This is a genomic window from Limnohabitans sp. JirII-31, from assembly GCF_002778315.1.
GTDB lineage: Bacteria > Pseudomonadota > Gammaproteobacteria > Burkholderiales > Burkholderiaceae_C > Limnohabitans.
This window is the reverse complement of record NZ_NESA01000001.1, coordinates 732286-744320: the sequence shown is the minus strand read 5'-3', so window position 1 is coordinate 744320 and position 12035 is coordinate 732286. Positions and strand designations below refer to the sequence as shown.

Here is a 12035-nt window from a genome sequence, read left to right as displayed (position 1 = left end):
TGTGAGCTGATGGATGTGGTGATCAGCGTGGATACCAGCGTGGCACATTTGTCTGGAGCCTTGGGGCGACCGACCTGGGTGTTGCTGCCCTACGTCCCCGATTGGCGCTGGTTGTTGGACAGAGAGGGCAGTCCTTGGTATGGCTCGGTCAAGTTGTACAGACAAGAAACCGATCGAACTTGGTCTACTGTGCTGAAGCGCGTCGCGACCGATTTGCTCCGCTTGAGTTGATCCATGCTGGCGTGTCAACGCCGCAAGGGATAATCCCCACATGTCTTCTTCCCCCAAAGTTCTGTTCGGCTTTCATGCCGTGGGTGTGCGCCTCAAAACCGCACCGCAATCCATCATCGAGATTTACTACGAGCCCACACGGCGTGACGCGCGCATGCGTCAGTTTTTGGAGCGTGCCAACGAAGCCGGTGCGCGCTTGATCGAAGCCGATGGCCTGCGTTTGGCCAAACTGGCTGGCAGCCATGGCCACCAGGGTGTGGCAGCACGTGTGAGCCCATTGGCCGTGGTGCATTCTCTAGACGAATTGCTGGAAAAAATTGAACCGGTTGAGGCGCCACTAATTTTGGTGCTCGACGGCGTGACCGACCCCCACAACCTGGGTGCTTGTTTGCGTGTGGCCGATGGTGCCGGTGCGCATGCCGTGATCGCGCCCAAAGACCACGCAGTGGGCATCAACGCCACGGTGGCGAAAGTGGCCAGCGGCGCGGCTGAGACGGTGCCGTATTTCATGGTGACCAATTTGGCACGTACCTTGAACGAACTCAAGGAGCGCAATATTTGGATCATTGGCACCAGCGATGACGCGCCCAAAACCTTGTACCAAGTGGATCTCAAAGGCCCCACCGCTTTGGTGCTGGGCGCAGAGGGGGACGGCATGCGTCAGCTCACACGCAAGACCTGCGACGAACTCATCAGCATTCCTATGAAGGGCGCTGTGGAGAGTTTGAACGTGTCGGTCGCCAGCGGTGTTTGCTTGTACGAAGCACGCCGCCAACGCGGTTAACGCGCTTTAAACAAAACCCAGGGCGCCCAACACAGCGCCGATGGCCAGCAACACCAATAAATGGGTTTTGGTTTTCCAAACCACCAAGGCCGTCACAGCGCTGAGCAGCCACATCGGCCAATTTTGGGCCGGATTGTCGTGGCTACCGGTCAGCAGCCATCCTGTCGACAGCAACAGGGCAATCACGATCGGTGCCATGCCAGCTTTGAACGATCGCACCGCAGGCAGGTCACGGTTGCGGTGCCCCCAGCGTGACGCAAAGTAGGCCAGCGTGGTCGAGGGCAGCAGCATTCCGAGCATGGCCAGCAGCATGCCCCACAGTCCTAACGAGATTCCCGTCCAGCCAGAGGCAAAGCCACCGCCCGCATTCAGGCCCACGTTCCAGCCAATCAAACCAATGAACAGCACATTGGGCCCCGGCGCACCTTGTGCCAAAGCGATGGAGGAGGTGAACTGGATGTCGTTGAGCCAATGCTGTTCGTCCACCACATAGCGGTGAATATCGGGTGCGGTGCTGATCGCGCCACCGATAGCCAGTAGCGACAAAGACGCAAAGTGCGAGAAGAAGGCCCACCAGTCCAGCATCGACAAGGTTGAACTCATGCTGCACCTCGTTGTTTCAGTTGTCGCCAAGCCCACACGCTGGCCAAGGGGCCCAGGGTGAGCAACACCCAGGCCAGTGGCACGCGCAGCAAAGCCACAGCGATGAAGGTGATGACCCCCAGGATGGCACATGTGGTGCGCCCCATTGGGTTGCTTTTGAGGGCTGGCGTCATCTTCAGGCCAGTCGCCAGAATCAGGCCCACGCACACCGCGCCCATGCCTCGCAAAGCACCTTGTGCAGCCACGTTGTGTTCAATGCCGGCATACAACACGGCAATCACCAAGATCAGCAAACTGGGCACGCACAAGATGCCCGCCAAAGCGACCAACGCGCCTTGCAAGCCAAAGTGGCGACCGCCAATCATCAGCGACAAATTGAGCACATTGGGGCCAGGCAAAATTTGTGCGACGGCCCAGTCCTCCACAAACTCTTCGGTGGTCAACCATTTCTTTTTTTCCACCAGTTCGCGTTGCACCACCGACAACACGCCGCCAAAGCCTTGCAATGCCAGCAAGGTGAACGAGATAAACAGGTCGGTTTTAGAGCGAGGGCCAGGGCGCAGTTCAGGTGTCTCACTCATACCGTCATACCGCCTGACACTTCAAGCACCGCACCGTTCACGTAGGCCGCCTCATCGCTGGCCAAGAAAGCGTAGACATTGGCGATGTCTTCGGGCTGTCCCAAACGTTTGAGTGGCACGCGGTGCACCATGTCTTCAATCACTTTCTCGGGCATGGTCGACAAAATGGGCGTGGCCACAAAGCCAGGCGCTACGGCATTGACGCGAATGCCTTTGGGCCCCAATTCACGACTCCAGGTTTTGGTGAACCCGATCACGCCAAACTTGGTGGCTGCGTAATTGGTTTGCCCAAAGTTGCCGTAAATACCCACCACCGAAGAGGCATTCAAAATCACGCCACTGCCTTGGGCCACCATGGCGTCGGTGACCGCTTGAGCGCAGTGGAAGACGCCACGCAAGTTGACATCGATCACCCGGTCAAACTGTTCCAGCGTCATCTTTTGTAAGCGTGCATCTTGGGTGATACCTGCGTTGTTGACCAACACATCGATGCGGCCATATTGGCTCAGCACAGCTTGGACCATGCCATCCACCATGTCACGTTGGGTCACATCCACCACATACCCACTCGCTTGCGCGCCCAAGGCCCGGCACTCGTCCACCGCCGCATCCACAGCGGCTTGCTTGACATCGCAGACCACCACGATGGCACCTTCACGGGCAAATTTGAGGGCGGTGGCCAACCCAATGCCTTGGGCTGCGCCGGTGATGATGCTGACCTTGTTGGCCAGTCGTTGAGAGGGGGTCGCGCTGGATGTCGTCATGGGCCCTGAGTGTAAACACCCGGTTTCTCAGGTGCTGTCACGCACGATCAATTCATAACCAACGTTGATGTGCGGGGTTGGCACTTCTTCCCCCTTCATCAAAGACAGCAGCATCTGCGCGGCAGCTTGGCCAATGTCTCGGCGTGGGGTGCGGATGGTGGTCAGAGCAGGCCACATCAAGGCACTGCCGGTGAGGTCGTTGAATCCGGCAATGGCCACACGGTCAGGGACTGCCACCGACAGACGAGGCGCGGCCAACAAGGCGCCTTGTGCCAAGTCATCGTTACAGAAAAACACCGCGTCAATGCCGACATCGGCTTGCAACATCTGCTCAAACATCTGGCTGCCCAATGCCATGGATGAAGGGGCCGGGTTGAGCCACTCTAAACAGGGGTCATGCAGGCCTGCGGCTGAGAGACAAGCGCGCCATCCGTCCAAGCGTTGCAATGTGCGTGGGTCAAGTTGTGCCGCTGCAAATGCAATGCGCTTCTTACCCCGTGACAGCAGGTGTTGGGTCATGGTCCTGGCCGCGTCGGTTTGTGAAAACCCCACGCTGTAGACCTCCGGACTTTGAGCCAACTCCATCATGTGTACGCAGGGCACTCCGCTTTTCGCAATCAGCTCGCGCGCCATGTCGCTGTGGTCCAGTCCTGTGAGCAACACCCCTGCTGGACGGTGCTGCAACTGCTCGCGCAAAAGTTGCTCTTCTTCGCGGGTGTCGTAATGCGTCACGCCCATCAAGGTTTGGTAGCCTGCTGCGCGCAAAGCCCCTTGGGCGGCTTCCAGCACGTCCACAAACAAGTTGTTCGACAGCATCGGGATCAGCATCGCCACGTGGTCACTGTGGCGTGAGGCGAGGGCGCGTGCAGCTGGGTCGGGGCTGTAGCCCAGTTGCTGCGCTGCCTTTTTCACCCGTTGCGTCAAGTCATCTCCCACCGCACGTTCTCCCCGTAGAGCGCGTGACACCGTGATGGGGCTCACCCCTGCAAGATGTGCAACATCTGCCAGGGTGATGCGGCCTGTGGCTCTTGATCGCGGAGTTTTGCTGGCCATAAGAGATAAGGGTTTTTACGGGCATGACGATGGATTAGCCTCTTTATGATAGCGCTATCCAAGAGTGATGCAAACAGTTCTTCCCATGCATGACTCTTTCTTTTTAACAAAATGGGATAGCGCTATCCAAATGCGAGATGACATGAACGGACCCTTGGTGATCATGGGCGTGGCCGGTTGCGGCAAATCCAGCTTAGGTGCCGCTGTGGCTGCACAACTGGGCTGGCAATTGGTGGAAGGCGATGAGTTTCATCCTCCCAGCAATGTCGACAAAATGCGTCAAGGTGTGGCTTTAACCGATGCCGACCGCACAGGTTGGCTCGATGCGTTGGCCGCAGCGTTGGAACAACGTGGCAGCAACACCGTGTTGACTTGCTCCGCGTTGAAGAAAGCCTACCGTGACCGCTTGCGCCAAGCCGTACCTGCGCTGTTGTTTGCACACCTGACTTTGACCAAAGAGCAAGCACGTGCGCGCGTGACACAACGAGCCAGCCACTACTTCAACGCCAATCTGGTGGACAGTCAGTTTGCTGATCTTGAGTCACCCGTCGCAGAGACAGGGGTTTTGACATTGGATGCCTGCGAGTCTCTGGCGCAATTGCGAGAACACGTGTGCAGCTGGCTGCAGAGCAAGGAGTTGGTATGAAAAAACTAGTGCAAGGTTTGATGGCGGCCTGCTTGGGCGTGATGAGCGTCGCTGTCTTTTTCAACGTGGTGTTGCGCTATGGGTTTGGCAGCGGCATCGCAGCGAGTGAAGAGCTGTCGCGTTTGTTGTTTGTCTGGATGGTGTTCATCGGTGCCACTTCGGCTTACCCGGCAGGTGAACACATGGCCTTTACCAGTGTGGTGGCGAGTTTTCGTAACCGCCCACGCGTGATGGCGTGTTTGACGGTTCTCATCCGTATCTTGGTCATCCTGACGTGCGTGTTGCTGGGCCATGGTGCATGGCAACAAGTGGTGGTGGGCATGGACAGCCAATCGGTGGTGCTGGGCTACTCCAGTGCCTTGCTGCCATTGCCCGTCTTGCTGTCGTCACTGGCCATTGGCCTGATGGCAGGCAAAGAATTGATTCAAAACAAGCCGATGGACTTTGACCACGGCGTGGATGTGGAGTAAGAAGCATGACCGCAGAAGCACAAGCTTTCGTTGTTTTCTCGGGTGGCATGTTGCTGCTCATGGGCATGGGCCTGAACATGGCCTTTGCCTTGGTTCTCACAGGCGCAGGCATGGCCTGGACGCTCGACTTTTGGGACACCCAGTTGCTGGCCCAAAACCTGGTCGCCGGGGTGGACAGTTTTCCGTTGTTGGCGGTGCCCTTTTTCATCTTGGCTGGTGAGTTGATGAACAGCGGGGGCATCAGCCGTCGCATCATCGACATGGCACAGGCCTGGGTGGGGCACATCCGAGGTGGTCTGGGTTTTGTGGCCATTGGTGCAGCGGTGTTGATGGCCAGCATGAGTGGCTCGGCCCTGGCCGACACAGCCGCCTTGGCCACTATCTTGTTGCCCATGATGAAGCGCCAGGGTTATCCCATGCACACCTCGGCAGGCTTGATTGCCTCGGGCGGCATCATCGCCCCCATCATTCCACCGTCGATGCCATTTGTGATTTATGGCGTCACCACCAACACCTCCATCTCATCGCTGTTTTTGTCGGGCATCGTGCCCGGTTTGATCATGGGCGTGGGGCTGATCTTCGCGTGGAAGCTAGAGCTGCGTCGCATCGACTTGCCACAGGGCGAGCCGCTGTCACTCAAAGAGCGTTTGAATGCCACGCGCAAAGCCTTTTGGGCCATGCTCATGCCTCTCATCATCATCGGGGGCATGAAGTCGGGCATCTTCACCCCCACGGAAGCTGCTGTGGTGGCCGCGTTTTATGCGCTGATCGTGGCGCTGTTGGTACACCGGGAAATGAAGCTGGCCGAAGTGCACGAAGTGCTGGTGCGAGCGGCCAAAACCACCTCCGTGGTGATGTTCCTGTGCGCCGGTGCCCAAGTGGCCAGTTACATGATCACCCTGGCCGATCTGCCGACCGTGTTGACCGGCTGGTTGGGTCCGCTGGTGGAAAGCCCGCGTCTGCTGATGGCCGTGATGATGGTGGCTTTGGTGATCATCGGCACGGCTCTGGACTTGACGCCCACCATTTTGATTTTTGCGCCCGTCATGCTGCCCATTGCTGTGAAAGCGGGCATTGACCCGGTGTACTTTGGCCTGATGTTCGTGCTCAACGGCGCGATCGGCTTGATCACCCCTCCCGTGGGCACGGTGCTCAACGTGGTGGCGGGGGTGGGGCGTTTGTCCATGCATCAAGTCATCAAGGGGGTGAATCCTTTCTTGGTGACCTACTTGATCATCCTCACCACCTTTGTTCTTTTCCCGCAGATCGTGACGTTGCCCGTGCAGTGGATGCGCTGACCGTAACGTGATGAGATTTTTCAAAACCTACCCCTTCCAGGAGACTCGCATGAACACCCTTCGTCGTACCTTCGTGGCCGCCATGGCCATCACCACGCTGGCCGCGTCTGGCGCCTTGATGGCTCAAGACATCAAGCCACGTTTGATTCGTTTTGGCTACGGCTTGAACGAGCAAAGCAACCAAGGCCGTGCGGTCAAGGTGTTTGCCGAGCAGGTCGAAAAAGCCTCCGGCGGCAAAATGAAAATTCGCGCCATTGGCGCTGCGGCATTGGGCCCCGACACCCAAATGCAACAAGCCTTGATTGGTGGCGCGCAAGAAATGATGGTGGGCTCAACCGCCACCTTGGTCGGCATTACCAAAGAAATGGCTTTGTGGGACACCCCGTTCTTGTTCAACAACGCCAAAGAAGCCGATGCGGTGCTGGACGGCCCCATCGGCAGCAAAGTCATGGACAAGCTACAAGACAAAGGTTTGGTGGGCTTGGCCTATTGGGAAAACGGTTTTCGCAACCTGACCAACAGCAAGCGTCCGGTCAACAAACTCGAGGACATGAACGGCATCAAGTTGCGCGTGATGCAAAACAACGTTTACCTCGACAGCTTCAAGCTGCTGGGTGCCAATGCGGTGCCGCTGCCTTTCTCTGAGTTGTTCAGCGCACTGGAAACTGCCACGGTAGACGGCCAGGAGAACCCTTACAACACCATCTTGTCGAGCAAGTTCTACGAAGTGCAAAAGTACCTCAGCATCACCAACCACGTCTACAGCCCCTGGGTGGTGACGGTGAGCAAAAAATGGTGGGACGGCTTGAGCAAGGCCGAACAAAAAATCTTGGCCGATGCCGCCCTTGTCAGCCGCGACTTTGAACGCAAAGACACCCGTGAAGAAGCGGCCAAGGCCTTGTCTGACTTGAAAGCCAAAGGCATGCAAATCAACGAACTGCCCGCGTCAGAAGCAGCTCGTATGCGCGACAAGCTGACCCACGTCAATGCCAGCATCGCCACCAGTGTTGGCATGGACCTGTGGCGCGACACACAAGCTGAGTTGGCACGCTTGCGCGCTAAGAAGTGAGCCCAGCCTCAACCGGTATTGCGTAAACCTGCTGCAATGCCGTTGATCGAAATGTGAATACCCCGCTGGGCCCGCTCGTCGCGGTCTTGCGGGCGTTTGCCTTCACGGTAGCGGCGAATCAGCTCCACCTGCAAATGGTGCAGCGGGTCGATGTAGGGGAACCGGTGACGCATCGAGCGCTCAAGCGCCGCGTTGTTGACCAAGCGTTGTTTTTCACCGGTGATCAACCTCAAGGCATGCGAGGTGCGGTGCCATTCGGCTTCGATCAGCGCAAAAATCTTTTTGCGCAAACGTGTATCAGGCACCAGATCGGCATAACGCGAAGCCAGCCCCAAGTCGCTTTTGGCCAGCACCATGTCCAGGTTGGACAACAGCGAGCGAAAGAACGGCCACTGCCGCTGCATTTTTTGCAGCAAGGCCAAAGCCTCTTTGGGTTTGAGTCGTGGGTGGTGGTGAATGAACTGGTCCACGCTGGAACCAAAGCCCAACCAACCAGGCAGGGTTAAACGGCACTGGCCCCAGCTGAATCCCCATGGAATGGCACGCAGGTCTTCGATACGCGGTGCGCTTTGACCGTCTTTGGGGCGCGTTGCCGGACGTGAGCCGATGTTGAGTTCGGCAATTTCACGAATCGGCGTGGCCGCAAAAAAGTACTCGGTGAAGCCCGGTGTTTCGTATACCAAGCCACGGTAAGCCGCCATGCTGGCTTCGGACAAGTGTTGTGCTGCGTCCAGAAAAACTTGGGGTGCTGACTTCGTGGCTTGCAGCAGGGTGGCTTCCAGTGTGGCGGCAACCAGAGTCTCCAAGTTGCGTCGGCCAATTTCAGGGTTGGCGTATTTCGAGCCAATCACCTCGCCTTGTTCGGTCAAGCGAATTTGCCCACGCACCGTGCCCGGTGGCTGGGCCAAAATGGCTTGGTAGCTCGGCCCACCGCCGCGTCCCACCGTGCCGCCTCGACCATGGAACATGCGCAAGGTGATGTCGTGCTGCTTGAACAGTTGGTCAAACAATTCGACCAAGGCCATTTCCGCGCGGTACAGCTCCCAGTTGCTGGTGAAGATGCCGCCATCTTTGTTGCTGTCCGAGTAGCCCAGCATGATGTCTTGCTCAGCCCCGCTGCGTTGCACCAATCCAGCCACACCGGCCACGCCATACAAGCCGCCCATGATGTCGGCAGCGCGACGCAAGTCGTCGATGGTTTCAAACAACGGCACCACCACCAAGTCGCAGGTGGATGTTGGGCTGCCCAGGGTGCCGCGCATCAAGCCTGTTTCTTTTTGCAGCAACAGCACTTCCAGCAAGTCGCTCACGGTTTCGGTGTGGCTGATGATGTAGTGGCGAATGGCGTCTGCACCAAAGGTTTTGCGCATCTCACGCGCGGTCTCAAAAATCGCTAGTTCTTTCATGGTCAAGGCGCTGTAACTTGCGCCCATCACGCGCAAGGGGCGTGCGTCGTGCAGCAACTGTGTCAGCACAGCCACACGGGCGTCTTCGTCGAGTTGGCGGTAATAGGCCTGCACACCTGCGGTGGCTAGCAGTTCTGCCACTACTTGTTCGTGCTGGTCCGAGCTTTGGCGCAGGTCCACCGTGGCGAGGTGAAAGCCAAACACCTCAACAGCACGCATCAACGGGGTCAGACGTTGGGCCATCAACGCGCTGCCGTGCTGCGCTTGCAATGAATGGGCGATGGTGTGCAGATCGGCCAGGAGTTCTTGCGCCGATGCGTAAGCGTTTTGGGGTGCTACGGCGTGGCGGGCCGCATCGCCCCCTGTCAGGTCTTTCAGGCTGGCAGCCAAGCGGGCATACATGCCCGTCAAGGCGCGGCGGTAGGGTTCGTCCTGGCGGTGCGCATTGGTGTCAGGTGAGCGCTCAGCCAATGCTTGCATCTCAGGGGTGATGTTCACCAGCATGGCCGACATCGACAACTCGCTGCCAAGAAAATGCAGTTCTCTCAGGTAGTGACGCAGTGCCACCTCGCATTGGCGCCGCAAAGCAAAGCGCAGTGTGTCGGCGTTGACGTTGGGGTTGCCATCGCGGTCACCACCAATCCACTGGCCCATGCGCAAAAAGCTGTGCACATGGCTATGGCCTAACGCGGCTTCCAAGTCTGCGTAGAGCTTGGGAATTTCGCTCAAAAACGTGGCTTCGTAGTAGCTCAGTGCATTTTCAATCTCATCCGCGACGGTGAGCTTGGTGAAGCGCAGCAAACGGGTTTGCCACAGCTGCAACACGCGGGCACGCAATTGCTGTTCATTGGCTGCCAGCTCGCGTGCCGCCAAGGCGTCGGGTTTGGCCTGGCGGTGCAGTGGCCATCCAGCCCTTGACTGGATGTCATCGCGCTGGGCCAGCAACTGGGCAATGTCGCGTTCTGCGTCCAAGATGCTTTTGCGTTGGACTTCGGTGGGGTGTGCCGTGAGTACGGGCGATACATGGCTGTGCGCCAAGGTTTGCACAATGCTTTTGGGGGCAATGCCCGCAGCGCGCAAGCGGCTGAGCGCCAGCGACAAACTGCCATCTTGGGTATGGCCCGCACGTTCGTGCACAGCACGACGGCGAATGTGGTGTCGGTCTTCGGCCAAATTGGCCAAGTGGCTGAAATACGTGAATGCACGAATCACCCGTACCGTGGCTTCACCGCTGAGTGAGGCCAGCAGTTTTTTCAGCGCTTTGTCGGCATCGGCGTCGGCATCTCTTCGAAATGCCACCGACAACTTGCGCACCTGCTCGACCAACTCGTAGGCTTCGCGCCCTTCTTGCTCGCGGATCACATCACCCAAGATGCGTCCCAGTAGCCGAATGTCCTCGACCAAGGGCTGCTCGTTGCGTTTGGTTTGCGCCTGGGCTTTGGTCGATGTTTTGGCAGAGGCCGGGGGTTGTGGCATGTGCGCTTTCTTGGCTGGACTGAGTCAGTGGACGGGGGCTTTGTTCTGAGATGTTTCTATGTCTTGGGCCATTTTTTTGCCCAACTCCACGCCCCATTGGTCGTAGGCATGAATGCCCCAAATGGCGGCTTGGCAAAACACCTTGTGCTCGTACAGGGCCATCAAAGCGCCCATGCTGCGTGGGGTGAGGGCGTCCACCCAAATGGTGGTGCTGGGCACATTGCCGGGGTAGCTGCGATGCGGTGCCAGACGCTGCACGTCGGCTTCGTCCATGCCGCTGTCACGCAAGGCTTGCACGGTTTCTTCGGGTGTGCGGCCCAAGGCCAAAGCTTGTGCTTGGGCTTGCATGTTTAGCAGCACCACACGGTGGTGTTCGGCGGCAAAAGGCAGCGGGCTGCGTTCGGTGCGCAGACCAATGAAGTCCATGGGCACCAAGTGCTTGCCCTGGTGGATCAACTGAAAGTAGGCATGCTGACCGTCAATGCCCAGGCCGCCCCAAATCACCGGGGCGGTCGCCACCTCGACAGGGCTGCCGTCGACATGCGTGCGCTTGCCGTTGGACTCCATCTCCATCTGCTGCAAGAACGAGGCGAACTTGCCCAGCGGTGACGCATACGGCGCAATGTTGTGGCTACTGGCGCCCAAGAAGTTGCGGTTCCACACGCCAAACAAGGCCATCAGCAAGGGCAAGTTTTGGTGTGCCGGTGCAGACATGAAATGTTCGTCCATGGCGCGCGCGCCCAGCAGCATGTCTTGGAAGGCAAAGGCACCAATTGAGATGGCCAAAGGCAGGCCAATGGCTGACCACACCGAATAGCGTCCGCCCACCCAGTCCCAAAACCCAAAGGTGTGCTCAGCGCTGAAGCCTTGGGCTTGCGAGATGTGGGGGTTGGCCGTGACCGCAATCAAATGCTGGTGCAACTGGTCTGGCGGGCAGCCCGCATCCAGCAACCAGCGCTTGGCCGATGCGGCCAAGGTCATGGTTTCTTGGGTGGTGAAGGTTTTGCTTTGCACCACAAAGGCGGTGCGTGCAGGGTTGAGCGTGGCCAGTGTGGTGTACAGGCTCCAGGCGTCCACGTTGGACACGTAGTGCACCCGCACCTTGTTTTTGAAGCTCTCGCGCGTGAGGTGGCTCAAGGCTTCGGTGGTCATGCGTGGCCCCAGGTCTGAGCCACCAATGCCCAGATTCACCACATCGGTGATGGCCTCGCCTTCATGGCCTTTGAGTTGACCTTCGCGCACCTTCTCGGCAAACATGCACACGCGCAGCAGTTCCTGCCCCACTTGTTTTGAAATCTCGGCCCCCCAGGGCGGGTTGGGTACATGGCTGCCACGCAGGGCCACGTGCAGCACGGCGCGTTGTTCGGTGGTGTTGATGGGCTCGCCGCGAAACATGGCCTGGGCCTGGGCCATCACGGCAGATTCATCGGCCAGCGCCAAGAGCTGTTGCAGCACCTCTGTGTTGATGCGTTGGCGTGCGTAATCGAGGGTGATGCCAGCGCCACTGGCGTGGAATTGGTCCACACGGCGGGGGTCTTTGAGCAAATCGCGCAGGTGCGGTTGCGGGCTGTCTGACAGAGCTTGAAGCGCTTTCCAAGCGTGGCGGTGTTGTGGCGGGACGAAGGTGGTCATGCAGAGATTTTCGTCAAATTTA

At 58.3% G+C, this 12035-nt stretch carries 11 protein-coding genes and 1 pseudogene; 6 read left to right on the top strand and 6 right to left on the bottom strand.

Annotation, left to right across the window (positions count from 1 at the left end; genetic code table 11):
- Positions 1-231, top strand: a pseudogene (locus B9Z41_RS17020) (glycosyltransferase); the annotation flags it as partial.
- A 40-nt stretch (positions 232-271) separates the two neighbouring features.
- On the top strand, positions 272-1015 hold the full coding sequence (gene rlmB, locus B9Z41_RS03540) for a 23S rRNA (guanosine(2251)-2'-O)-methyltransferase RlmB (protein WP_100145010.1): 744 nt from the start codon (positions 272-274) through the stop codon (positions 1013-1015).
- A gap of 6 nt (positions 1016-1021) precedes the next feature.
- Here the strand turns inward: rlmB and B9Z41_RS03535 are convergent, their stop codons facing one another.
- From B9Z41_RS03535 to B9Z41_RS03520, 4 genes are read right to left on the bottom strand one after another with little or no spacing between them, the layout of a single operon-like run.
- A complete protein-coding gene (locus B9Z41_RS03535; RefSeq protein WP_100145008.1) occupies positions 1022-1618 on the bottom strand; it encodes a chromate transporter in 597 nt (198 codons plus the stop codon).
- Positions 1615-2199, bottom strand: a complete 585-nt coding sequence (locus B9Z41_RS03530) for a chromate transporter (protein ID WP_100145006.1) — start codon at positions 2197-2199, stop codon at positions 1615-1617. The genes B9Z41_RS03535 and B9Z41_RS03530 overlap by 4 nt, the downstream gene beginning before the upstream one ends.
- Positions 2196-2963 carry a 3-oxoacyl-ACP reductase FabG gene (gene fabG, locus B9Z41_RS03525; RefSeq protein WP_100145004.1) on the bottom strand — a complete coding sequence of 256 codons (768 nt, stop codon included), beginning with the start codon at positions 2961-2963 and terminating at the stop codon, positions 2196-2198. Before fabG ends, B9Z41_RS03530 begins: the two co-directional genes overlap by 4 nt.
- 27 nt (positions 2964-2990) lie before the next feature.
- Positions 2991-4016 carry a LacI family DNA-binding transcriptional regulator gene (locus B9Z41_RS03520; RefSeq protein WP_100145002.1) on the bottom strand — a complete coding sequence of 342 codons (1026 nt, stop codon included), beginning with the start codon at positions 4014-4016 and terminating at the stop codon, positions 2991-2993.
- A 142-nt stretch (positions 4017-4158) separates the two neighbouring features.
- Between B9Z41_RS03520 and B9Z41_RS03515 the strand changes: the two genes are divergently transcribed.
- The 4 genes from B9Z41_RS03515 to B9Z41_RS03500 are packed head-to-tail and all read left to right on the top strand — an operon-like array spanning position 4159 to position 7499.
- Entirely contained in the window at positions 4159-4662 is a 504-nt protein-coding gene (locus B9Z41_RS03515) for a gluconokinase (RefSeq protein ID WP_233202483.1), read from the top strand.
- Positions 4659-5132: a TRAP transporter small permease subunit gene (locus B9Z41_RS03510; protein WP_100145000.1), complete on the top strand. Its 474-nt coding sequence runs from the start codon at positions 4659-4661 to the stop codon at positions 5130-5132. Before B9Z41_RS03515 ends, B9Z41_RS03510 begins: the two co-directional genes overlap by 4 nt.
- 5 nt (positions 5133-5137) lie before the next feature.
- Positions 5138-6430 (top strand): TRAP transporter large permease, encoded by a 1293-nt coding sequence (locus B9Z41_RS03505; RefSeq protein WP_100144998.1) that lies wholly within the window; start codon positions 5138-5140, stop codon positions 6428-6430.
- A gap of 49 nt (positions 6431-6479) precedes the next feature.
- Entirely contained in the window at positions 6480-7499 is a 1020-nt protein-coding gene (locus B9Z41_RS03500; RefSeq protein ID WP_100144996.1) for a TRAP transporter substrate-binding protein, read from the top strand.
- Between the two features lie 8 nt (positions 7500-7507).
- On the opposite strand, the gene ppc is transcribed toward B9Z41_RS03500, so the two are convergent.
- Together ppc and pgi are read right to left on the bottom strand one after the other, a co-directional pair.
- The gene (ppc, locus tag B9Z41_RS03495; protein ID WP_100144994.1) at positions 7508-10381 is read right to left on the bottom strand and encodes a phosphoenolpyruvate carboxylase; all 2874 of its coding nucleotides are present in this window, start codon (positions 10379-10381) and stop codon (positions 7508-7510) included.
- A gap of 24 nt (positions 10382-10405) precedes the next feature.
- Positions 10406-12013, bottom strand: coding sequence for a glucose-6-phosphate isomerase (gene pgi / locus B9Z41_RS03490; protein ID WP_100144991.1), 1608 nt, complete (start codon positions 12011-12013; stop codon positions 10406-10408).
- Positions 12014-12035 lie beyond the last annotated feature (22 nt).